The organism is Flavobacterium facile (assembly GCF_036321945.1).
Taxonomy (GTDB): Bacteria; Bacteroidota; Bacteroidia; order Flavobacteriales; family Flavobacteriaceae; genus Flavobacterium; species Flavobacterium facile.
Genome location: NZ_JAZAYT010000035.1, coordinates 235,435 through 259,827, shown reverse-complemented (window position 1 = coordinate 259,827; position 24,393 = coordinate 235,435). Strand labels below are relative to the sequence as shown.

17 protein-coding genes are annotated in these 24,393 nt (G+C 34.8%); 4 read left to right on the top strand and 13 right to left on the bottom strand.

The features are described 5' to 3' along the window. Positions 1–87 precede the first annotated feature (87 nt). From UEQ13_RS13660 to hflX, 4 genes are all read left to right on the top strand, one after another. Positions 88–1,872 (top strand): tetratricopeptide repeat protein, encoded by a 1,785-nt coding sequence (locus UEQ13_RS13660; RefSeq protein WP_329806888.1) that lies wholly within the window; start codon positions 88–90, stop codon positions 1,870–1,872. A gap of 20 nt (positions 1,873–1,892) precedes the next feature. Next, the gene (locus tag UEQ13_RS13655; RefSeq protein ID WP_329806887.1) at positions 1,893–3,038 is read left to right on the top strand and encodes a cystathionine gamma-synthase; all 1,146 of its coding nucleotides are present in this window, start codon (positions 1,893–1,895) and stop codon (positions 3,036–3,038) included. A 489-nt stretch (positions 3,039–3,527) separates the two neighbouring features. Then, a complete protein-coding gene (locus tag UEQ13_RS13650) occupies positions 3,528–5,129 on the top strand; it encodes a peptide chain release factor 3 (RefSeq protein WP_329806886.1) in 1,602 nt (533 codons plus the stop codon). Between the two features lie 47 nt (positions 5,130–5,176). Beyond that, the gene (hflX, locus tag UEQ13_RS13645; protein ID WP_329806885.1) at positions 5,177–6,424 is read left to right on the top strand and encodes a GTPase HflX; all 1,248 of its coding nucleotides are present in this window, start codon (positions 5,177–5,179) and stop codon (positions 6,422–6,424) included. Between the two features lie 100 nt (positions 6,425–6,524). Here the strand turns inward: hflX and UEQ13_RS13640 are convergent, their stop codons facing one another. The 13 genes from UEQ13_RS13640 to UEQ13_RS13580 all read right to left on the bottom strand — a co-directional run bounded on the left by UEQ13_RS13640 (position 6,525) and on the right by UEQ13_RS13580 (position 24,273). After that, positions 6,525–7,028, bottom strand: a complete 504-nt coding sequence (locus tag UEQ13_RS13640; protein ID WP_329806884.1) for a DUF2480 family protein — start codon at positions 7,026–7,028, stop codon at positions 6,525–6,527. A gap of 14 nt (positions 7,029–7,042) precedes the next feature. Then, a complete protein-coding gene (locus UEQ13_RS13635; protein WP_329806883.1) occupies positions 7,043–7,366 on the bottom strand; it encodes an SUF system Fe-S cluster assembly protein in 324 nt (107 codons plus the stop codon). A gap of 60 nt (positions 7,367–7,426) precedes the next feature. Next, a complete protein-coding gene (locus UEQ13_RS13630) occupies positions 7,427–7,846 on the bottom strand; it encodes a SufE family protein (protein ID WP_329806882.1) in 420 nt (139 codons plus the stop codon). Then, a complete protein-coding gene (locus UEQ13_RS13625; protein ID WP_329806881.1) occupies positions 7,846–8,343 on the bottom strand; it encodes a hypothetical protein in 498 nt (165 codons plus the stop codon). Before UEQ13_RS13625 ends, UEQ13_RS13630 begins: the two co-directional genes overlap by 1 nt. A gap of 13 nt (positions 8,344–8,356) precedes the next feature. Next, positions 8,357–9,577, bottom strand: coding sequence for an aminotransferase class V-fold PLP-dependent enzyme (locus tag UEQ13_RS13620; RefSeq protein WP_329806880.1), 1,221 nt, complete (start codon positions 9,575–9,577; stop codon positions 8,357–8,359). A gap of 112 nt (positions 9,578–9,689) precedes the next feature. Then, complete coding sequence (locus UEQ13_RS13615; RefSeq protein WP_329806879.1) at positions 9,690–10,007, bottom strand: hypothetical protein; 318 nt, start codon at positions 10,005–10,007, stop codon at positions 9,690–9,692. 285 nt (positions 10,008–10,292) lie between these two features. Further along, positions 10,293–10,904, bottom strand: a complete 612-nt coding sequence (locus UEQ13_RS13610) for a ubiquitin family protein (protein WP_329806878.1) — start codon at positions 10,902–10,904, stop codon at positions 10,293–10,295. 190 nt (positions 10,905–11,094) lie between these two features. Continuing rightward, complete coding sequence (locus tag UEQ13_RS13605; protein WP_329806877.1) at positions 11,095–11,694, bottom strand: lipoprotein signal peptidase; 600 nt, start codon at positions 11,692–11,694, stop codon at positions 11,095–11,097. Between the two features lie 83 nt (positions 11,695–11,777). Beyond that, entirely contained in the window at positions 11,778–12,158 is a 381-nt protein-coding gene (locus UEQ13_RS13600; protein WP_166128796.1) for a TraR/DksA family transcriptional regulator, read from the bottom strand. A 6-nt stretch (positions 12,159–12,164) separates the two neighbouring features. Then, positions 12,165–15,566 carry an isoleucine--tRNA ligase gene (gene ileS / locus UEQ13_RS13595; protein WP_329806876.1) on the bottom strand — a complete coding sequence of 1,134 codons (3,402 nt, stop codon included), beginning with the start codon at positions 15,564–15,566 and terminating at the stop codon, positions 12,165–12,167. Between the two features lie 822 nt (positions 15,567–16,388). Next, on the bottom strand, positions 16,389–17,096 hold the full coding sequence (locus UEQ13_RS13590; protein WP_329806875.1) for a hypothetical protein: 708 nt from the start codon (positions 17,094–17,096) through the stop codon (positions 16,389–16,391). A 522-nt stretch (positions 17,097–17,618) separates the two neighbouring features. After that, positions 17,619–19,106, bottom strand: a complete 1,488-nt coding sequence (locus tag UEQ13_RS13585; protein ID WP_329806874.1) for a T9SS type A sorting domain-containing protein — start codon at positions 19,104–19,106, stop codon at positions 17,619–17,621. Between the two features lie 100 nt (positions 19,107–19,206). Continuing rightward, positions 19,207–24,273 (bottom strand): PKD domain-containing protein, encoded by a 5,067-nt coding sequence (locus tag UEQ13_RS13580; protein ID WP_329806873.1) that lies wholly within the window; start codon positions 24,271–24,273, stop codon positions 19,207–19,209. Positions 24,274–24,393 lie beyond the last annotated feature (120 nt).

Sequence of the window (24,393 nt, the reverse complement as noted above, 5' to 3'; positions counted from 1 at the left end):
CAACTCATAAACCCTCACAAATCTTAAATATTTACTAACCTTGCCACGAGTTGGCTAAATTTTGTTAATTTAGTGGCTTAATATTATATGACAAAAATTTATACATATCTATTTTTCTTTTGCTCGCTAGTTGGTTTTTCTCAAAACGAACTATTGGCGCAAAATTACTTTGACAAAGGCGAATTTGACAAAGCCACTTCGTTGTATGAAGAATTGGATAAAAAACAACCTGGGAATTTCTATTTCACACAAAAATTAGTGAGTTGTTACCAAAGTTTAAAACAATTTGACAAAGCCGAAAAGTTACTTTTAAACAAAAAAGGCAACTCCAATCAGCCAACCTTTTTTGTAGAATTGGGTTACAATGCACAATTGCAAAAAGACCAATCTAAAGCCGATTCGTATTATAAAAAAGCAATTGATGCAGTGACAAACCAGCCGAATTATGCCTATCAAATTGGGCAAGCTTTCGAACAAAAATCTTTATTACAACAAGCGTACAACACGTATGAAATCGGACAGAAAAATAATTCTGGGATGAATTTCGATTACCAAATGGCATTACTTCAAGGTCAAATGGGGAATTTAGATGTGATGGTGGTGAAATTGTTAGATTATTCGTATTCTAATGTGAACGCAACCTTAAATGTTCAAAATCAACTTGTACTTTTCATGCAAGATGATGGGGAAAATGTATTTGTCAATTCCTTAAAAAAAGAACTTTTAATCCGAACTCAAAAAACACAAGACATTTATTGGAACCAGTTTTTGAGTTGGTTATATGTGAATCAGAAAGAATACAACAAAGCATTTATTCAGGAAAAATCTATCTATAAAAGAAATCCAGAATCATTTGACGACATCATTCAACTCGCACAAATTTGTGTCAACGAAAAAGATAATGAAACAGCTCAAGCTATTTTTCAATTCATTTTACAAAACACAACGGACGAATCCACGATTTTAAACGCACAATATTTTTTATTGAAGAATGAAATTGCCAATTCAAAACCAGATAATTACCCTTTAATTCAATCGAAATTTGATACTTTATTGAATCAATTTAGCGAATCGCCTTTTTCGGTGGATTTACAAATCTTAGCGGCACATTTTAAAGCGTTTTATCAAAATGATTTCGAAAATGCAAAAGCACTTTTAGACAAATTGATGGAAATGCCGTTGAATATTCGTCAGAAAGCGAAAATAAAAATGGAACTGGCAGATGTTTTTGTATTTAACGAAAAGTTCAATCAAGCGATTATTTATTACGCGCAAATTCAAAACGATTTACCTAACGATGAATATTCTCACGAAGCCAGTATGCGAATGGCGAAAACGAGTTTCTTTAAAAAAGATTTCGATTGGGCGAAAAAACAAGCTAAAGAATTGAAACAAGCGTCAACCCAATTAATTGCGAATGATGCGGTGGAATTGTTTTTATTAATTAGCGATAATGAAGCGGAAGATTCCCTAAAAGTGGCGTTACAAGATTTTTCTAAAGCTGATTTATTAGAATATCAAAACAAACCAAAAGAAGCTTTAGATGCCTTTTTGCAAATTTTAGTCAAACACAAAGGACAAAGCATAGAAGCAGGAACTTTGTATAAAGTAGGTAGAAATTATGAAAAATTAGGTAATTTTGCCAAAGCAATTAGCTACTATCAAACGATTTTAGAAAACCATAAAGACGGAATTTATATTGATGAAGCCTTATTTTATTCAGCAGAAATTTTTAATAAGCAACTCAATGATCCGGAAAAGGCCAAAAGCTTATACGAAAAAGTGGTTTTAGAACATCCGGATAGTATTTATTTTACCGAAGCTAGAAAACAATACCGCCAATTGCGAGGCGACAAACAACAGGGAATATAAAAGATTAAATAAATATAACAATGAAATTCAATACCAAAGTAATTCACGGAAATCAGCATCACGATCCAAGTACTGGAGCGGTAATGCCACCAGTATATCAAACGTCAACATTTGTACAAACAAGTCCAGGTGTGCCTTTAGCAGAATACGAATACAGTAGAGCTGCCAATCCAACTCGTACCGCTTTAGAACAAGCTTTAGCCAGTATTGAAAATGGAGTTCGCGGTTTAGCATTTGCTTCAGGTTTAGCGGCTACAGATTCAGTTATGAAACTATTAAAACCTGGCGATGAAGTAATTGCTATGGACGATTTATATGGTGGAACCTACAGAATGTTTGCACGTATTTATCAAGAATATGGGATTAAATTCCATTTTGTGGACATGACGAATTACGAGAAATTTCAGTCGTTAATTAATGAAAACACAAAATTGGTTTGGGTAGAAACACCAACAAATCCATTAATGAAATTAGCGGATATTGCAGAAATTGCGAAAATCACTAAAAAACATAACTTACTTTTTGCAGTTGACAATACGTTTGCGACGCCTTATTTACAAAAACCTTTAGATTTAGGTGCAGATATTGTAATGCATTCGGCAACTAAATATTTAGGCGGACACAGTGATGTAATTGCTGGTGCGTTAATTGTGAAAGACGAAGCTTTAGGCGAAAAATTACACTTTGCTCAATTTGCAACTGGTGGAACGTTAGGACCAATGGATAGTTATTTAGTTTTAAGAGGAATCAAAACCTTACATTTACGTGTACAAAGACATTGTGAAAACGGTGCAAAAGTGGCGGAATATTTGGTAAATCATCCAAAAGTGGAGAAAGTGTATTATCCAGGATTAGAAAACAGCCCAAATCACGACATCGCTAAAAAACAAATGATTGGTGGTTTTGGTGGAATGGTTTCTTTCACATTCAAATCAGGTGCGAAAGCCGATGCGATTAAAATGTTAGAAAAAGTAAAAGTATTCACTTTAGCAGAATCTTTAGGAGGAGTTGAATCTTTAGCAAATCATCCTGCGTTAATGACACACGCTTCAATCCCAGAAGAGAAACGTAAGGAAATTGGAATTACGGACGATTTAGTGCGTTTAAGTGTTGGTGTAGAAGATATTTCAGACTTACTTGCCGATTTAGAACAAGCTTTTCAATAATTCAATTGATATAGAATATAGAAACCCAGCTGATTAGTTGGGTTTTTTGTTTGTATTTGTTGGCCCGAATGCATCTTAATAAAACCAAAATTGTATTATAGATACAATTGAAATTATGAAACAAGCAATAAAAAGAAATTTCAAAAAAACCAATATTAAGTAAAATTTATAATTAAGATACCAACTTAAATATTCATTAGCGTTTTCATATTTTTCCTTTCTAATAGGTTTTACTATACTATTCTTTAATAAAAACCACAAAACAAAAGATAGTGTGGAAAACAGTAAACTCATATAAAATCTCTCAAAATAGAATTCTGAATTATATGTCACTAATAAAATCATAAAAGTATTTTTATCCCAAATATAATCGTTTTCTTATAATTTCGGACTAAACTAAATTCACATTCAACCTCAAATCGTTAATAAAACTATATCGACACAGAAAATATTATTTATAAATAGTATTTTTGCAAAAAAATTACACTAATGAGTTTCGAAAAAGAAATTGCAAGGAGAAGAACTTTTGGAATTATCTCGCATCCAGATGCTGGAAAAACGACTTTAACAGAAAAACTGTTATTGTTTGGAGGTGCCATTAATGAAGCGGGTGCAGTAAAAAGTAATAAAATTAAAAAAGGCGCAACTTCCGATTTCATGGAAATTGAACGTCAGCGTGGAATTTCGGTTTCAACGTCGGTGTTAGCTTTCAATTATAAAGATAAAAAAATAAATATTTTAGATACACCTGGACACAAGGATTTTGCTGAAGATACTTTCCGTACATTAACTGCTGTAGACAGTGTTATTGTTGTGGTTGACGTAGCAAAAGGTGTGGAAGAACAAACCGAAAAACTGGTTGCTGTTTGTAGAATGCGAAACATTCCTATGATTGTTTTCATCAACAAAATGGACCGTGAAGGTAAAGATGCTTTCGACTTAATGGACGAAGTGGAACAAAAATTAGGTTTACAAGTTACACCGTTGAGTTTCCCAATTGGTATGGGATACGATTTCCAAGGAATTTATAATATTTGGGAAAAGAACATCAACTTATTTGAAGGTGATAGTCGAAAAAATATTGAAGAAACGATTGCTTTTTCTGACCTTCAAAACCCAGAATTAGAAAAAATTATCGGTGAAAAACCAGCAAATAAACTACGTGAAGAAATCGAATTAATTTCTGAAGTATATCCAGAATTCGATAGAGAACAATATTTGTCAGGAAAATTACAACCGGTATTTTTTGGTTCAGCTTTAAATAATTTTGGAGTTCGTGAGTTGTTAGATTGTTTTATTGAAATCGCTCCGACGCCACAACCAAAAGCTTCTGATACCCGTTTAGTAGATTCTAATGAGAAAAAATTCAGTGGTTTTGTATTTAAAATCCACGCGAATATGGATCCAAAACACCGTGACCGTTTGGCTTTCGTAAAAATTGTTTCGGGAACTTTCGAAAGAAACAAACCGTATTTACATGTTCGTCAAGGGAAAAACATGAAATTCAGTAGTCCGAATGCATTCTTCGCGGAGAAAAAAGAAATTGTAGACATTTCGTATCCTGGTGATATTGTAGGTTTACACGATACAGGGAATTTTAAAATTGGTGACACACTTACAGAAGGTGAAGCCATGAATTTTAGAGGAATTCCGAGTTTCTCTCCAGAGCATTTTAGATATATCAATAATGCCGATCCATTAAAAGCAAAACAGCTTGAAAAAGGAGTCGACCAATTAATGGACGAAGGTGTAGCGCAGTTGTTTACCATTGAAATGAATGGAAGAAAAGTAATTGGAACCGTTGGCGCGCTTCAATACGAAGTAATTCAATACCGTTTAGAGCACGAATACGGCGCGAAATGTACGTATGAGAACTTTCCTGCTTACAAAGCATGTTGGGTACTTCCAGACGATCCAAAAAACGAAGAGTTTAAAGAATTCAAACGTGTGAAACAGAAATTTATGGCACACGACAAACACAATCAATTAGTGTTTTTAGCAGATAGCGAATTTTCGATTCAAATGACACAACAAAAATATCCGAGTGTGAAATTATTTTACACGTCTGATTATCATAAAAACGAGAATTAAACTTTCTATTTGTCACATATTGAATATTAATACATAGCTTTGTAGATATGCTAGAAGTAGAAAAACATAATTTCGAAAAAACCGCCATTGTGGGCTTAATTACACAAAACCAAAGTGAAGAAAAACTAAACGAGTATTTAGACGAGTTGGAATTTTTGACCTTTACGGCTGGTGGTGAAGTGGTGAAACGATTTTCACAGAAAACAGATAAACCACATCCAAAAACGTTCGTTGGAACAGGAAAATTAGAAGAAATTAAACTATACATCAAAGAACACGATATCAATTCGGTGATTTTTGATGACGAATTAACGCCTTCACAACAGAAAAACATTACTAGAGAATTAGATTGTAAGGTTTTAGATCGAACTAATTTAATCTTAGATATTTTTGCACAACGTGCCGAAACGTCTTATGCTAGAACACAAGTCGAATTGGCGCAATGTATTTATTTATTACCACGATTAACGGGAATGTGGACACACTTAGAACGTCAACGAGGTGGAATTGGAATGCGTGGACCTGGAGAAACGGAAATTGAAACGGACAGACGTATTGTACGCGATCGAATTTCGTTATTGAAAGAAAAAATTAAAATTATCGATAAACAAATGTCGACGCAACGCGGCAATCGTGGCGCGATGGTTCGTGTGGCTTTAGTCGGTTATACGAATGTTGGAAAATCGACTTTAATGAATGCGGTTGGAAAAAGTGAAGTGTTTGTCGAAAATAAATTATTCGCAACTTTAGATACTACAGTTAGAAAAACGGTGATTAAAAATTTACCTTTCTTACTTTCTGATACGGTTGGTTTCATTAGAAAATTACCTACTCAATTAGTCGATTCGTTCAAAAGTACGTTGGACGAAGTTAGAGAAGCCGATTTATTGTTGCACGTAGTTGATATTTCTCATCCTGAATTTGAAGATCATATTGCGGCTGTAAACAAGATTCTATTAGACATAAAAAGTGCCGATAAACCAACGATAATGGTTTTCAATAAGATTGACGCGTACAAGTATGTAAAGATTGATGAAAACGACGAAACAGTTGAAAAAACCACCAAAAACTTCTCGCTTCAAGATTGGGAAAAAACTTGGATGAATAATTTAGGAGAAAACAAAACATTATTTATTTCTGCAACAGAAAAAGAAAACTTTGAAGCTTTCCGAGAAATTGTATATAATGCTGTAAGAGAAATTCACATCAGTCGTTTTCCTTATAATAAATTTTTATATCCAGATTATAAAGATGTGATTGAGAAAGAAGACGATGAAGATGATACTGAAGATTAGATACTGAAGATTAGATACTGAAAAAAGTTCAGTATGACAAAATAAAAAACCAGTCAAATAGTAAACTTGACTGGTTTTTTTTATGTTTTATAAATCCGAATTATTTCTTCTTAAACAACGGAACTGCTGAACATGCTTCGCCAAACATAATGCTTTTGGAAACTTTCATTAGTTTTTGAATCGCTAAAGTATAGACTTCGTTCGGAACTTCTTTCTTCGAACAACCTTTTAAAATTAAAGGTTTATCGAAAAATTCTGTGTAATCTAATTTGTTTAAAATGTCTTGATACCAATCGATAACCGCTAATTTTTTTTCGCCATGAATGACTTTTAAAGCAAATGGCGCTAATTGAACCGCGACTAACGTGTAAGTCCAAGCTGGTAAAATCGCATCTTCCGAACAATATAAAGCCACGTATTTATCTTCATACAAAGACCAATCTGTGTTTTTTAATTGTTCTCTAAATTCTGCTTCTTTTAAAATAAAACCACCAAACAACCATTGTGAAATATCTAATGCTATCACATGATCATCTGGATAATAATCTTCTAAATCGAAAACTAGTAACTTACTATTGGCAACTTTATTTACTATTTCACTCATAAATTGGAACTTAATTACAGCATTCCTAATTCTAATTTGGCTTCTTCACTCATTAAATCTTTGCTCCAAGGCGGATCAAAAGTAATTTCTACTTCACAAGATTTAATCGTATCAATTTTTTGAACCTTTTCTTCTACTTCTTTTGGTAACGATTCGGCAACAGGACAATTTGGCGAAGTTAATGTCATTAAAATTTTAACTTCATTGTCTTCGTTAATCATCACATCATAAATTAAACCTAATTCGTAAATATCAACTGGAATTTCTGGATCATAGATTCCTTTTAGTGCTTTTACAACGCTTTCGCCTAAGTTTACTTCGTCTTTATATTCTTCCATTTTTATTTTATTTTGCCACAAGGGCGCGAAGGCACAAAGTGGTTTGTTGTTTTAATTTATTTAATTTCTTGCTTCGAATGCCAAGGCATACATTTTTATCTTTTTAATCATCGAAACCAAACCGTTGGCACGCGTGGCAGAAAGATGTTCTTTTAGGCCAATTTCGTCCACAAAATCGGTATTTGCTTCTAAGATTGCGGCTGGCGTTTGATTAGAAAAAGAACGAATTAATATCGCAATTATTCCTTTAGTTAATATCGCATCACTATCTGCTGAAAAAACCACTTTTCCATCCTTTTCTTCGGCATGCACCCAAACTTTAGATTGACATCCTTTAATGATATTATCTTCTGTTTTGTATTGCTCTTCAATAATGGGTAAGCCTTTTCCTAATTCGATGATGTATTCATAGCGTTCCATCCAATCGTCGAACATAGCAAATTCGTCAACAATTTCGTTTTGTATTTCTTTGATATTCATTATTTAGTTTCTGCTAATTTTGTAATTGTATTCACTAATTTCTCTACCTCTGCTGGAGGAAAACCATGATCAAAACCATTTGCTGGGTATTTCACACCTTTCGATTCGAAGATAATATTGGCATGAGCGGCACCGTCATAATATCTTTTTTCTGTTGGCCATTTCAGGTCTTTTACTTTGTCTAAATCTACTGCATTAGCTAGAGCTGAAATTTCCTTCCAATCTGCATCAGAAACAGCAATTTTAGTTTCATATTCTTTAAAATCTCTAGTTCTAGAAACATAAAGTGTTTGATTTTCGACTTTAATAGACAAGAAAACACCTCTTGAAGTAGCTTCGTAATAGATTGTTGGCACAGTACTTATAGTTTCATTATTTAAAACAGCATCTTTGGAAATTGCGTTATTTGCTACAACATTAGATTCCGTTGCTTTTTTTTGACAGTTGCAACTCGTAATAGTAATTACTAGGGTTGCTAATATTGTAATAACTTTCATAATTATTAATTTTTTAAGATAACATCATTTTTGCTTTTTTAACGGCTTCTACAAATATATCAATTTCTTCTTTAGTATTATAAAAAGCAAAACTGGCTCTTATCGTACCTGGAATTTTGAAAAAGTCCATTATCGGTTGCGCGCAATGATGACCTGTTCGCACCGCTATACCAAGTTTATCTATAATCGTGCCAATATCGTATGGATGAATATTTTCAATATTGAAAGAAATCACAGAAGCTTTTTTATTCAAATCCGTTGGACCGTAAATGGTTACGCCTTCAATTTCTTGTAATCTTTGTGTTCCATACACTAATAATTCATGTTCGTGTTTGGCGATGTTATCAAACCCAACTTCATTCATGTAGTCAATTGCCGCTCCGAAAGCAATTCCACCACAAATATTTGGTGTTCCGGCTTCGAATTTATGAGGTAAATCAGCATACGTAGTTTTTTCGAAAGTTACTGCCGCAATCATTTCTCCACCGCCTTTGTAAGGTGGTAATTTACGTAACCATTCTTCTTTTCCGTATAACATTCCAACACCGGTTGGACCACACATTTTATGAGCAGAAGTCACATAAAAATCAACATCCAATGCTTGCACATCTGGTTTGATATGCGGACAAGATTGGGCACCGTCAATTAAAACTGCTGCACCAACTGCATGCGCTTTTTGAATAATTTCTTCAATAGGATTTAAAACACCTAATGCATTTGAAATGTGATTACAACAAACTAATTTTGTTTTATTAGAAAGTAATTTGTCATATTCATCCATGATTAATTCGCCATGAAGATTCATTGGAATTACTTTTAAAATCGCGCCTGTATGTTCACATAACATTTGCCAAGGCACAATATTACTATGATGTTCTAATGCAGAAACGATAATTTCATCTCCTTTTTGTAATAAAGAAGCAAAACCATTGGCTACTAAATTGACACTTTCTGTAGTTCCTGAAGTAAAGATGATTTCGTAAGCTTGTTTCGCATTAAAATGTCTTTGAATTTTAAATCGCGCTTCTTCATAAGCATCCGTTGCTAATTGACTCAACGTATGAACTCCACGATGAATATTAGCGTTGTATTTGGAATAATACTCGACAATACTATCAATTACTACTTGAGGTTTTTGCGAAGTCGCACCGTTATCAAAATACACTAAAGGTTTTCCGTTTACGGTTTGGGACAATATTGGAAACTGAGCTCTTATTTTCTGAACATCGAACATATCAAAACTATTTGTGGCAAATTTACGATATGATTATTTAAAATTGTTATAAACAAGAATTAAAATCTACTTAAAATAAAAAATAGCGACTGAAAACTCAATCGCTATTTTTTTACTCTTTATTAACTGTAATAGTTATTTCTTCTTCAAATTTATATTCACCTTTTTTAAATACTTCTTTATTAGTGAGTATAATTTCGTAAGTATAAATGCCTTTCGGTATTTCGAAAACACATTCTTTTCCGTCGTTTTGAACCACCAATTCTTTTGTAACTTTAGTTCCTTCAGAATCTTTTCCGTCAAATTTAACAGTAATTTTTTCAGCTAATTTGTTTTTTACACATACTGTGGCAACAAATTTACTATCAACTGCTTTATCTTTTGACTCTGTAAGTTTTGTTGTTTTAAAAATTGAAAATCCTGTAACCAATAATTCTCAGCCTTTTATAATAGTTTCCAAGTTTTGCGCTTGAATGAAGTTGGATAGAAGGAATAGGAATAATAATATCTTCACTAATAATTAATTATTTTTTTTAGAAAAAAAACCTTTAACTAATAGAAAAATAAAAAAAATTGAAGAAACCGTACTGATTACTAATAAAGTATTTGTTATAAGTGGATTTGCCTTATTTTCACTAAGAAAATATCCAATTAATGTAGTTACTACTAAAACTAATCCAGAAATTTTTAAATTATTCATATTTATATATTTATATTAATTACCTCCTAAAAATTCTACATAGGCTTTTGGACAAGCCCACCATTTTTTTATACAACCCTGGCAGTGAACAGCAGCTGTTGCAGCATAAAGCGGATTAGCATTCCAAGCTGCCCAACCAATAAAGTCATTTGTAAAGTCTTCTTCAACAGCATCCATACAGGCGCCAAAAGGGCTTCTCTTTCCAACAATAATGTTATTTAAATTAACATTACCGTTTATGTTTGAATAAGATGACAATAAAATTTTATCACTTGAAAATAGTTCAATTTTTAAATCAGAAACATTAATAAAAAACCAGAAAAATTCTTTTGTTGGTTGATTATATATTGCGTAAACATTGTTAAACGATGAGTTAGATGTTTTAAACCTTAAAGCTTTTGTATTGTTTTTAAGAGATAATAATTCTATATTTTGCTCGTCTAAAGTAACATCTTTGTTTAGTGTTTTAAAATTTGAAATTTTATAAAATTCTAAAACTAAAGAATTTTCACTATTAACTTTCTCTGAATTTGTAACTGAAAGTGAATTTATTTCCTCACTCGTTTGCGCATTTCCTGTAACACTTAAAATAATTGTGGCAACTAAGCCAAATAATACTTTTTTCATTTTATTGTTTTGTAAAATTAATTAATAAATTGTTTAATCAAAATTTTCTAGAGAAATTTGAGAGTACAAAGTTAATTACTAAAAAAAAAAAAAGATACGGCTATGCCGTAAAAAATGTTAAAACTTAGCATGGCTTTATAAAACAACAAAACCGCCTATAAAGCGGTTTTGTTAAATCTTATATATAACTTTATGCTTCTTTAAAACATCTTTTATTAAACACAATTAAAATTCCAAATCCCGTTGAAATCGCTACATCGGCTACATTAAAAATGGCATTGAAAAAAGTAAAAGGTTTTCCGCCAATAACTGGCACCCATTCTGGCATAGGAATATCTTTAATTATTGGGAAATATAACATATCTACCACTTCACCGTGAAACCAAGTTCCATAAGGTTCGTTTGAAAACATTGTAGCAACTTGACTATAGCTGTCATTAAAAATTACGCCATAAAAAACAGAATCTATAATATTTCCAATCGCTCCTGCTAAAATTAATGTAATTGCGAAAGTTAAATAATTAGACAACCCTTTTTTAATGGAATCATACAACCACCAAGAAATTCCACCAACGGCAAAGATTCTAAAAACAGTTAAAAACAATTTCCCGTAAGCACCAGGAATTTCTGCACCCCAAGCCATACCTTCGTTTTCTACAAAATAAATTCTAAACCAATCGAACACTTTTACTTGTTCGTTAATGTAGAAATTGGTTTTGATGTATATTTTACTTACTTGATCAATTAGTAAGATAAGAAATACAAATAAATAGGCTTTTTTAAGATTCATTTTTTTATAATTTGTGCAAAAATAGGAATTTAAAGTAATAAAAAACGCTCCAAAAGGAGCGTTTGTATATTTATTAACGTTTTTTAACGCTGTAAATTTTTAGCTTCAATGCTCATAGTGGCGTGAGGAACAATTTTTAATCTTTCTTTATTGATTAATTTCCCTGTTACTTTACACAAGCCATACGTTTTGTTTTCAATACGTATTAACGCGTTTTTTAAATCACGAATAAATTTTTCCTGACGAATAGCTAATTGCGAATTCGCTTCTTTACTCATTGTTTCACTTCCTTCTTCGAAAGCTTTAAATGTTGGCGAAGTATCGTCAGTTCCGTTATTAGAATCATTTAAATAAGCACTCTTAATTAAATCTAAATCGTTTTTAGCTTTATCTAATTTCGAATTGATTAACTCTCTAAATTCTGCTAATTCTGCATCTGAGAATCTTATTTTTTCATCTACCATAATTTCTTATTTTGAAATTAATATTATTGTTTTTAGCTCATCAAACTCAATTTCCGTACCATTATTGATTTCTGATACAAAAATTAGTTCATTTGTAAGTGTTTCTGATTTTATGTACGATTCATTTGCGGCAACCGCTTGTTCAATAATTTCATTATTTTGAATTTGAACTTTAATTTTATCGGTAACTTCAAAACCAGAATCCTTACGGATATTTTGAATTCTGTTGACTAACTCTCTCGCTATCCCTTCTTTACGTAATTCATCAGAAATTGTAATGTCTAATGCAACTGTAATTCCGTTTGAATTGGCTACTAACCAACCCGGGATATCTTGAGACGAAATCTCTACATCTTCGAATGTTAAAGTAATACTTTTTTCTGAACTAACAATTGTTATTTCGCCTGTTTTATCTAATTCATTTATCTGATCTTGCGAAAAAGCTTGTATCTCTTTGGCAATCAAGCCCATATCTTTACCAAAACGTGGTCCTAAAGCTTTAAAATTTGGCTTAATTTGCTTCACTAAAACACCTGAAGCGTCTTCTAACAACTCAATTTCTTTAACGTTTACTTCCGCTTTAATTAAGTCTTCAATAGCTAAAATTTCTGCTTTGAAAGCTTCGTCAAGTACTGGAATCATTACTCTTTGTAACGGTTGACGTACTTTAATCATTTCCTTCTTACGTAGTGATAAAACCAAAGAAGAAATGGTTTGTGCTTTCTGCATTCTACTTTCTAGTGATTTATCAACAAAGTTTTCAACCGAAACAGGGAAGTTTGCCAAGTGAATACTTTCAAAACTTTCCTTGTTAGTCGTGGCATTCAGGTCTTTATATAACCTATCCATAAAGAATGGCGCTACTGGTGCTGATAATTTAGCAACAGTTTCTAAACAGGTATAAAGCGTCTGATAAGCCGCAATTTTGTCTTGCGCGTACTCACCTTTCCAGAATCTACGACGACATAAACGCACGTACCAGTTACTTAAATTTTCTTGTACGAAATCGGAAATTGCTCTTGTAGCACGAGTCGGTTCGTAATCCGCATACGCTTCATCAACTAATTGAATTAAACTATGTAATTCTGATAAAATCCAACGGTCAATTTCTGGTCTTTCTGCTAATGGAACTTCCGCTTCACTATAGGTAAACCCGTCAATATTCGCATATAAACCAAAGAAAGAATACGTGTTATATAAGGTTCCGAAAAATTTTCTACGTACCTCAGCAATTCCTTCTAAATCGAATTTTAAGTTATCCCACGGATTGGCATTTGAAATCATGTACCAACGCGTTGCATCCGGACCATATTCAGACAAAGTCTCAAACGGATCGGCAGCATTACCTAAACGTTTCGACATCTTTTGTCCGTTTTTATCTAATACTAAACCATTAGATACTACGTTTTTATACGCTACTTTATCGAAAACTAATGTCGATATAGCATGTAAAGTATAAAACCAACCACGAGTTTGGTCTACTCCTTCTGCAATAAAATCGGCAGGGAAATCTTTATTTTCGTCAATTTTATCTTTGTTTTCGAAAGGATAATGCCATTGTGCATATGGCATAGAACCTGAATCGAACCAAACATCAATTAAATCACTTTCACGGTTCATTGGTTTGCCCGAAGCGGAAACTAATACGATTTCATCCACCACATTTTTATGTAAATCAACTAAATCATAATTGGTTTCTGCCATGTTTCCGATTTCGAATCCTTTGAATGGATTTTCAGTCATGAAACCAGCGGCAATTGACTTTTCAATTTCGTTATATAATTCTTCTACAGAACCTACACAGATAGTTTCGGTACCTTCTTCATTTCTCCATAATGGTAAAGGAATTCCCCAATATCTTGAACGAGATAAGTTCCAATCGTTGGCGTTTTTCAACCAATTTCCGAAACGACCTTCACCAGTTGCTTTTGGCTTCCAGTTGATGGTTTCGTTTAAATCGAACATTCTATCTTTAACCTCAGTTACTTTAATGAACCAAGAATCTAAAGGATAATATAAAATAGGCTTGTCTGTTCTCCAACAATGTGGATAACTGTGCACATATTTTTCTACCTTAAAGGCTTTGTTTTCTTCTTTTAATTGAATAGCGATTTCTACATCTGCAGAACGTTCTGGTGCTTCGCCATCGTTATAATATTCGTTCTTAACATATTTTCCAGAATATTCTCCTAAATTTTGGATGAATTTCCCTTGTAAATCCACTAAAGGAACTGCGTTTCCGTTTTCATCTAAAACTAACATTGGTGGGACTTCTGGTGTAGCTTCTTTAGCTACTTTCGCATCATCTGCTCCGAAAGTTGGGGCAGTGTGAACAATTCCAGTTCCGTCTTCAGTAGTAACAAAATCTCCAGAAATTACTCTAAAAGCATTTTCCGGATTTTGGTATGGTAAAGCTAATGGCATTAATTGTTCGTAACGAATTCCAACTAAATCAGCACCTTTTCCTTCAGCTACGATTTGATATGGAATGTTTTTATCTCCTTCTTTAAAGTTTTCGAAATCTGAAGCTTCAGTACTTGCAAAAAATCCTTTTCCGAATTGTTTCCCAACTAAATTCTTAGCTAAAATTACTTTTACTGGTCGGAAAGTATATTGATTGAACGTTTCAACTAAAACATAATCGATTTTTGGACCAACCGTTAAAGCTGTGTTACTTGGTAATGTCCAAGGAGTTGTTGTCCAAGCTAAAACATGAACATCTCCAAAACCTTGTAAGAAGCTTGGAAGCGTTTCATTTTTGGTTTTGAATTGTGCTACAACCGTTGTATCCGTAACATCACGATACGAACCAGGTTGATTCACTTCATGTGAAGATAAACCTGTTCCCGCTTTTGGCGAATATGGTTGAATGGTGTAGCCTTTGTACAACAAATCTTTGTTATAAATTTGTTTTAGCAACCACCAAACCGATTCCATATATTTAGATTTATAAGTCACATATGGATCTTCCATATCAACCCAATATCCCATTTTTTCGGTTAAGTCGTTCCACACGTCAGTATAACGCATAACGGTTTTTTTACACGCTTCGTTGTATTCTGTAATGGAAATGGTTTTTCCGATATCTTCTTTGGTGATACCTAATTCTTTTTCGGTACCTAATTCTACAGGTAAACCGTGCGTATCCCAACCTGCTTTACGCTTTACTTGGAACCCTTTTTGAGTTTTATAACGACAAAAAATATCTTTAATCGCACGCGCCATTACGTGGTGAATTCCAGGTAATCCGTTAGCTGAAGGTGGTCCTTCAAAAAACACATACGGTTGGTTTCCTTCACGAGTGGTTACACTTTTTTCAAAGATGTTATTTTCTTTCCAAAAATCAAGAACTTCTGACGCTACTGTTGGTAAGTCAAGTCCTTTGTAATCCCTAAATTTTGTACTCATTTTGTCGCTTTCTAAAATCAATTTGCGAAAGTAATGATAATAAGTAAAAAGGCAAAAGTAAAAAGGCAAAAGTTATTACTTTACCTTTTTTGCTTTGAAATTACCAAAAACAAAAATATGTTTTTAACCATTAAAATTAAGAAAATTAAGAGATGACTATACAAACTTAATTTCATAAATGGTAAAATTGAAGCTGTAATTTTAAAACTTAAACGGTTTAATACCAATTATAAAAAGACGAAAGAAAATAGATAAAAGATAATAGAATTATCTACTTTGTGTCAAGAGATTAAGTCGTTTGTGTTTATCGTTATATTGACGTGCCTTAAATACCAAAAGATTTTAGCTTTTTTTTTGCAATTTTCCGTGTATTACTTTTTCTTCCGTGTGTTTAGGTAAAGCTTCCGTGTGTTGCTATTTGGTTTCCGTGTATTAAAATAATGCTTCCGTGTATTAGAGTGAAACTTCTCTCAGATACTATTGAATTTCCGCTTGTTATTTTTTTGCTTCCGCCGTTTACTTTAATTCTTCCGCCTGCCGATGTAAAGTTTCCGTAGTTTACTATTTGGTTTCCGTGTGCCTATGTTGCGCTTCCGTATGGTTTTATGGATTTGTTGTTAGCCCCACTCCAGCCCTCCTCGAAGCAATGTTATTAAGTTAAGGTTCATTTGTCATTTCGACCAACGGGAGAAATCACATAATGAGAGTAATATATGAGATTGCTTCGCCAGTTTGCTTTCGCTCGTGCCCTCCTACGTCGGAATGACAAAACTGAGACTTTTTCTCTTAACTTAATGACATTGCTCCCCAAAGGGGAGGGGTTTATGTTGATTTACTATTTAGGGTTGCGGATACTTTGGCAAAACTAAATTGTTGTTGTTTTGTTTTGTCGGTTTTGTAGAAATTGCTGGCGATTTTTGCAATGCTTATTACTTGGTCGTAGATAAGATTAAATGCAGTAATTGCTTCGTCTGTTATTTCTTTGCGAGTGCCTTTGTAGGTTTCTTGTGAAATATTTGCGTCTTTTAAGGTATTGGCATAGTTACTAATTTGGTCTATTGTTACTTGTGCCATTCCTTTAGCAACTATTTCGGTGTTTAGTGTTGTGTTTATGTTGTTTTTAAATTGGAATAACAAATTTACTAATCCTTCTTGGTCGCCTTTTTGAGCCGCTTTGTGATAGGATGTAAAACCTAATTGGGTAAGAATTTCAGTTTTTTGAACGGGTGTGTTTTTAAAGTCTTGTTCAATTTGTACTTTAAATTCGGCAAGGTCATTAAGTGCTTGTGCTTGAATGGAAAGGACTGTTTGAGTAGCTTGACGCATTTGTTGTGCGGCATCTTTACCTAAAAAGGTATCGGTTGTGGTTTGAATTTGTGTTTTTAGGTTTTCAAAAAACGGGTCTGCCCAAGTGCTTCTTTTAGCTTGTAGAAGTGTTTTATTGGCAATTGCGTTTTCAATAATTGTTGCCGATGCGGTTAGCATTTCAATATCCTTTGTTTTGTATTTTCTGTTTACTTTATTTGTCATAGTATTTGAATTTTAAATTGATTTTGAATTTTGAACCTCAACCACAGCCCCTCTAGGTTGCTTCGTAAAATCGCAATGACAGAGGGGGGACAATGCGGAAGTGGATTGTTTAATTATTTTGTTATTATTTTTTAAAGCCACGGATTTCACGGATTATCACTGATTTTTTATCTGTATAATTTTAAAAATCCTCGAATCTGCCCTTCTCCAAAGGAGAGGGGGGACAATGCGGAAGTGGATTGTTTAATTATTTTGTTATTATTTTTTAAAGCCACGGATTTCACGGATTATCACTGATTTTTTATCTGTATAATTTTAAAAATCCTCGAATCTGCCCTTCTCCAAAGGAGAGGGGGGACAATGCGGAAGTGGATTGTTTAATTATTTTGTTATTATTTTTTAAAGCCACGGATTTCACGGATTATCACTGATTTTTTATCTGTATAATTTTAAAAATCCTCGAATCTGCCCTTCTTTGGGTTGCTTTGTAAACTCGTAATGAGTAGACAGTGTGGGTTTTGGCTATTTAATTATTAATTTTTGTTCTGCCATTTTTTTGTTGTTGCATTCTAGTATTACAATATATGTTCCGGCTGAAAAACGACGGGTATCGATGGTGCAATGATTTCCTTTTTCTAAAATATTAATTTTTGCTACTAATTTGCCTTCCATATTATACACGGCTACATCGGTAGCATTAGCTTCTAGGGAGTAAAACAATTCGGTTTCGGTAGTGGCAGGGTTGGGTGCCAGGCGTAACTGGTTTGTTTTTAATGAAAAACTTTCGCTGCTTAGGGTGCACCCTGCTACAGCAATTTGCTGTGGTGTGGTATAATAATTACTATAAAAGTCGGGGCCAGAATAATCTGGTGTTACATTGTTGGGTATCTGATGGTTTTTAGCATTGCCCCAAGCCCACACCGAGCCATCGGTTTTGGTAGCAATTACATGCTGAAAGCCTGGGCTAATTTTTTCCCAATTGGTATCGGTACCTATTTGTACGGGAAATAGCCTATCAATAGTAGTGCCATCGCCCAACTGACCAAAATCGTTTTTCCCCCATGCCCAAAGGGCGTTGTTGTTTTTTATAGCATATACGGTTTGGCTACCACAAGCGGCGGTTTTCCAATCGGTATCGGTATTTACTTGTTCAAACATTCTAGAGTTACCAATAGACCCACGCCCTGTAGCAAAATAACCCGAAGTAAACAATTTGTTACTGTTGTTTATGGCAACTACGGTGCCTTGAGTGTTTCCTGCAATAAAACGCCAATCGTTTTTTAGTTCGGGCATCCAGTCGCCATTGGTAGGCATGGAATATAATTGCACAAAATAGGGGGTTTTGTTATTATTATTAGGTATGTTAGGGTTAGAGAGTTGACTGTTTGTACCACATGCCCAAATGGTACCATTGGTTTTTAGGGCAAGGGTTATACTCCCAGCAGTTTCTACATCTGCCCAATCGGAATCGGTGCCTGTTTGGGTAATGGTATAATTGTCTAGAAAGTTGTTTTTGCACAAACACCCATTATCATAATTGGTACCCCATGACCAAAGGGTGCCGTTGTTTTTGAGGCCAAATGCAACTTTGGATATACTAGCTTCCCCACAAGCTTTCTTCCAATCGGTAGCGGTGCCAATTTGCAATAAATTCCAATTGCTATTTATTACGCCTGTTGCACCATACTCACCATTTGCCATAAACCCTGTAGAGTTTCTACCTGCACCCCACAAGGTACCATTGGTTTTTATGGCTAACATATAATGATTTCCTGTATTAATTTTTGCCCAATCGGTAGCGGGGTCTATTTGCAAGAGTACATTAGGACTGTCTGGTTCGGCATAGCATGTAAAGGTAGGCAGTGCTCTACCTTGCCCCCAAAGGGTGCCATCGGGCTTTAGGGCAATGTTAAAGTAATCGGATGCCGCTATTTGTGTAAAACACTGGGCTAGGTTTTTGTGTGTGGCACACAAAAACAAGAGTGCTAGTATTAGTTTATTTGATTTCATGAGTATTGAAGTTTTAAGCCTCACCCCCAGCCCCTCTCCTTTGGAGAGGGGGGACGTTGTGGAAGTGGATTGGTTGTTTTTTTTTTTTTGTGGATTATGGTTATTCTATTATTAATTTTTTCTGAATGCTACTATTGTCTTGGTCTTTTAACACTAAAATATACACCCCTTTGGCTAGGTTGCTGGTGTTAATATCAAAAGTGCCGGTATTATTTTTTACCTCAAAAGTACTTACTAATTTGCCTGTAACATCAAACAAAAATACATTTGTGTTAGTAGGCTGTTGGGTAACATAACTAACCGTTACTTTATTAGTAGTAGGGTTTGGCCACAGTTGCAAACGATTTGCATTTGTTGCTTCCGCTGTTTTGTTTGTATTACCATCTTTACGACAATCTGGCAATTTAATATTAAATTTAAATTGACATACTTTGCCATCGCTATTGGTGCAAGTAAGTGTAATTTCAACATCGCCACCGCTGTATCCGTTTAATGGAATGAGTGTAAACTGTAAAAAATTATACCCTGGCACTAAGGTGTTGGCTGTATTGCTAATTGCAATTTGTGTGGTATTACAAGTGGCTATACAAGTTGTAAAATTGCTAGGATTTTCAAACTGCAAATACATTTCGTAAGCCAATAATGTATCGGCTATGCGTTTGCACCCAATTTTAGGTTCTTCTATATAAAACGGACATTCGCTACATTCTAAAACATCAATAGTTAAAGGCGGTGTAGTTTGCGGGCAAATGGTTTCTATTTGCAAGGCATAGGTGCCGCTTTGTGTTATATTTAAATTTTCTATTGGGCTGTTGCTGCCTGAAAGTACGATGTCGTTGTTTTGCAACCATTCCCAGTTGGCATAGGTGCCAATTGGTCCCATAAGGTAACCGTTGTTTTCCTGACAAGTTACATAACACCCGCTAGGCACCACCCAAAATAACTTATCGGCACTGTGTGGCACAAACAGTTGTGCTGTGGTGTTGCAGCCCGAACCATCATTATAGGTAACCATATATGGGCCGCCTGTGTTTACGATTACGGAACTACCAGGGGTGTTGGTGCTCCAGGTTAATGTGCCTGTGCCGCCTGCTGGTGGGTTTGCCGTTAATTTAATTTCATACGTATCGCAATTTATTACTTCATAACTTACTGTAGGTAACCCTGGTACTGGTTTTATACTGAACATACCAGTAACTGTTTTGCTACATCCGTTTGTACCAGAGGCAGTAACCGAAACCAAATGAGTGCCTAAAGCAAAATTATGTATAGGCAAACTAGTGGCGTTGTTGTATGCTGGTTGTGGAATAGTATCAACCGTCCAAACTATATTGGTACCATCGGTATCTATAGTTGCTGTAGCCGAGGTGTTGCCTTGGCACACGGTGGCTGGCAAACTTAGTACTAGTTTTACTTCTGGTTTGTAGGTAGGTGAAATGCGGTTGGGTACTGAAAATTCGCACAAACTATTAGATTTTACAATTACCCAATAGGCGTGGTTGCCTGTTACGTTTGGTAGGGTTTTGGTAGGTACAGTAGTTGTGCCTAGCTGTTGGTTGCCGTCCATCCAAGTATAGGTGTTGCCTGTTGTGCAATTATCAGGAGTTGTTGGGTTTGGGGTATAGTTTAATGTTAGGCTGCCGTTATTGCAAATAGGCATTGCGCTACTGGTAATGGTGCCAAAAAAACATCGGTTAGGAATGGTAACCGTACCTGTAATGGTACGCTCGCAGCCGTTTATGTTTTTTATTTTTACAGAAACCACTTGTGTGGTGCCTGCAAAACTGGCATCGAAGGTTCTTATTGCAAAATAATCACCTGTTACCAACTGTGCGGGTATGGGTGGCGAAGTACCTGGAGGGGTATCAAACGTCCAGAAATAGGAAATATCTAAAGGATTAGGTTGAGTAACTGTAAACTCTATAGCATAGTTATAGCATGAATTATTTGTTGCAACAATACTTTGTGGGGTTGTGCTGCTAATGGGCATGCTTTCAATTTTTTCGCAACGTTGCTGTGCTACGCCGCCTAAAGTGCCGCCTATGCGTTGGCGCAAGTATAAGGTACCGGTTACGGCGGGTAAGTTAAAAGTAACCGTTGGGCTGTTGCCGGCTATAGTTGTCCAGGCGCCGCTGTTTATTTTATAGTCATAGCTAAAGGTTCGGCTGCTTGCAGGCACGGTTGGTATAAAATTAGAAGCATCGGTAAGTGTAATGGTATTGTTGGTACAGTTTACACTTTTTGTAAATTTAGCAATATAAGGTATGGTAATGTTTTGCTGTGTTACTTTTTTACCAATTTGTCCGTCAGTACAGGTATAAAAAGCATTGTAAAACACATTATAAATACCGGGTACTGTTATAGGTTTGTCATACGTGTTTAGTGACGTTGAGCTTACAATTTGCCCTGTTGTAGTGGCATCTGGCCCGTTAATTTGCCAGTTTTCTGAAAGGGGTTGTAGTGCAGGGTTTGTAATAGTTGCTTTAATGGAAAGTGTGGCACAATTGCTACACACATTAGCATCTGGTGCTGGGTAGGCACACGATAATTTATCAATTGTAATATTAGGGTTTGGATTTATAGTGCAAACAGGAGGTGGTATGCAACCCGATATATTAATAGTAGTGTTTGTTGAACGAGATGTGCAACTACCTAATTGAGTTGTAACATAATAATTAGCAGTTGTAGGTGTGTTTATATTATTTACAACATACGTACTGCCTGTACCTACCTGAACACCATTTTTATACCATTTTTTTGAGAGATTTGGGACTGATGAATTAGTTGCTACTGAAAGCGTGGTAGTGTAGGTTTGCGAAGTACAAAAACCATAACCGTTGTTACTAGAAATACTTGCACCTGGGCCTGGCGTAACACTAATTGTTTTGGTACTAACATACTGCCCTGCACAAGTGGCTAACCCTTGTGGTATGTTTAATGTTGCCGTAATGTTATAATCGGTATTAAAAGTTGCTGAGTTAGTATAATATATAGGTGTAGTCCAGTTTACTACAGTACCAGCCGGAATGGAAGTGGTAATATTTTGTGTAGCTGTATTTCCGTTTCCATCGTTCCAAGTAATAGTTGCCCCAGCAGGTATTGCTACATTTGTACTAGATAATGAAGCAGTTACTGTATTACCCGAACACACATTAGTTGCGTTAAAAGTTAATGTAATAGGTGGGGAAATAACTACTTGACGAGAAATGGTTTGCGTAACCGTACATTTTTTTATAGTTACCGAAATTGTGGCTGTTTGTGGTGCGGTTACATTGTTCCATTGCACGCCTACAGAAGAAAAGCCATTAGAGGTAATACTCCCAAGATAGGCAGGTGTAATACTCCATTCGTATGAATCGGCAGCGTAAACCGTATTTGGCGCCGTGTTTGTTATGGCTACATAGGTTCTGCTTGTGTTACCACAGGAACCCATTGCTGGGTTAGGTGTAAATACAGGAAGGGCAAAAGTATCTGTAATACCCGCTTGAATAGTAAAAATAGTTGGCGTAATAGACAACCAAGGTGACGCACAATTAGACGTATTTTTAGCCTTTTGACGCACTTTTACTAAATAAGGTCCTGTTTGGTTAAAGGTAATAGCTACACTTTGCCCAATAGTTGCACCCGCAATACTACCGCCAGTTACCTGCCATTCATAATCCATATTAGGGTTTGCTGTTTCTATACTAAAACTTGTTTGTTGCAAAGGACATATAGCCGTTGCGGGTTCGTTAATGTTTGCAAGCGTTAAAACTGTTGGTACAGGTAATACATTTATACCAACTTGTTGGTCATTGCAAACATTAGCGCCATTGGCAGTAAGGATATAATTGCCTGCAATTGTAAAATTATAACTAAAACTTGCCGAATTAGTAGTATTTAGGACTACTACATTATTTCTTGTTAGTTGCCAATTTACTAAATGCCCTGTTGCTGTACTATATGATCCAACATTATTAACACAAAGTGTAGTTGCTCCGTTTATAGGCTCTGGGTTTTTAATAGTTACTTGTATTGTTGCAGTGCCTGAGCAATTAAGCAAGGTGTTTGTATAATTACAAGTGATAGTAACCACACCACTTTGCGTAGCATTTAGCACTATTTGGTTGTTGTTTTGAGGGTTAAATACTGTGGCACCCGAACCTGTTACTGACCAATTAAAGATGGTTGCAGGCCATTGTGGCAAAGTGTAAATTCCTTGCGTGTTAGCACACATACTAGCATTACCCGTAATAGTACCTATGGTTTGTATTACAGGAATTTTAATGGTAGTAGGTATAGCACATTTTGCATTACACTCGCTTGGATTAAAAGTTAGATATCCAAAACCTGTTGCATCTACATTGTTCCAAGCTACTGATACTGTTCCGTCATTTGGGTTATTTAATATGGTACCTCCTTGAACTGTAAAATTGTAAGTGTTACAATTTACTTCTCCTACAGGAATACTATATGTTTGAATTTTATTTTCGCAAACTGCACTTGGGCAACTAATTTCGAAACCTCTCGATTCAATTACTTTAATTTCTCGTTTAAAATAATCTTTACAACCGCAAGCATTAGTAACTGTGAGTTGTACGGTATAAGTATTTGGAGTGTCATAAATATGTGTTGGGTTTTGTTCTTGAGAAGTTGTACCGTCGCCAAATTCCCAATAATAGGAATACAAATTACTACCACCATTAGTTGAGGAATTATTGTGAAACACTATGTTTTGATTTAAACACGCGTTTATTCCATTTTGTGGTTCGTTTATTTCATTAGGATAAACTAAAAAACCTGCAGTTGGTTTTTTTACAACATTGAAGCATAACGTTTTTGTAATTGTATTGTTTCCGTCTGTAACTGCAATAGAAATATTTGCTGTTGTTGTAGCTATACCCCAAGTAACCGTAGCCGTTGAAGTTGTTGCTGTGGTTGCTGTAATTGAAGACAAGCCACCAATAACATTCCAAGTTACTGTGGCGTTTGGGCTAAACGTTCCTGAAAGCGTGTAATGCACAATAGTGTTTTCACAAACTGTAATGCACGGTAAATTTTCAATTTCTTCAAGCGAAATTTCTCTTTCTTTGGGAAAGTCATATAATTGACAACCTGCATTAATATCCCAAGATAAATTAGTAACTGTACTTTGAGAAAATCCGAAATTAAGAAATAGGAAACACATAAAACCTAACAAGAGATTAAGTGTTAAGTTGTTCGTTGTTCGTTGTTCGTTGTTCGTTGTTCGTTGTTCGTTGTTCGTTGTTCGTTGTTCGTTGTTCGTTGTTCGTTGTTGAGATTAGTA

Bases quoted from the DNA above. Each gene is read 5' to 3' on its own strand.
- UEQ13_RS13660 (WP_329806888.1), top strand. From the start codon at position 88: ATGACAAAAATTTATACATATCTATTTTTCTTTTGCTCGCTAGTTGGT.
- UEQ13_RS13655 (WP_329806887.1), top strand. From the start codon at position 1,893: ATGAAATTCAATACCAAAGTAATTCACGGAAATCAGCATCACGATCCA.
- UEQ13_RS13650 (WP_329806886.1), top strand. From the start codon at position 3,528: ATGAGTTTCGAAAAAGAAATTGCAAGGAGAAGAACTTTTGGAATTATC.
- hflX (WP_329806885.1), top strand. From the start codon at position 5,177: ATGCTAGAAGTAGAAAAACATAATTTCGAAAAAACCGCCATTGTGGGC.
- UEQ13_RS13640 (WP_329806884.1), bottom strand. From the start codon at position 7,028: ATGAGTGAAATAGTAAATAAAGTTGCCAATAGTAAGTTACTAGTTTTC.
- UEQ13_RS13635 (WP_329806883.1), bottom strand. From the start codon at position 7,366: ATGGAAGAATATAAAGACGAAGTAAACTTAGGCGAAAGCGTTGTAAAA.
- UEQ13_RS13630 (WP_329806882.1), bottom strand. From the start codon at position 7,846: ATGAATATCAAAGAAATACAAAACGAAATTGTTGACGAATTTGCTATG.
- UEQ13_RS13625 (WP_329806881.1), bottom strand. From the start codon at position 8,343: ATGAAAGTTATTACAATATTAGCAACCCTAGTAATTACTATTACGAGT.
- UEQ13_RS13620 (WP_329806880.1), bottom strand. From the start codon at position 9,577: ATGTTCGATGTTCAGAAAATAAGAGCTCAGTTTCCAATATTGTCCCAA.
- UEQ13_RS13610 (WP_329806878.1), bottom strand. From the start codon at position 10,904: ATGAAAAAAGTATTATTTGGCTTAGTTGCCACAATTATTTTAAGTGTT.
- UEQ13_RS13605 (WP_329806877.1), bottom strand. From the start codon at position 11,694: ATGAATCTTAAAAAAGCCTATTTATTTGTATTTCTTATCTTACTAATT.
- UEQ13_RS13600 (WP_166128796.1), bottom strand. From the start codon at position 12,158: ATGGTAGATGAAAAAATAAGATTCTCAGATGCAGAATTAGCAGAATTT.
- ileS (WP_329806876.1), bottom strand. From the start codon at position 15,566: ATGAGTACAAAATTTAGGGATTACAAAGGACTTGACTTACCAACAGTA.
- UEQ13_RS13590 (WP_329806875.1), bottom strand. From the start codon at position 17,096: ATGACAAATAAAGTAAACAGAAAATACAAAACAAAGGATATTGAAATG.
- UEQ13_RS13585 (WP_329806874.1), bottom strand. From the start codon at position 19,106: ATGAAATCAAATAAACTAATACTAGCACTCTTGTTTTTGTGTGCCACA.
- UEQ13_RS13580 (WP_329806873.1), bottom strand. From the start codon at position 24,273: ATGTGTTTCCTATTTCTTAATTTCGGATTTTCTCAAAGTACAGTTACT.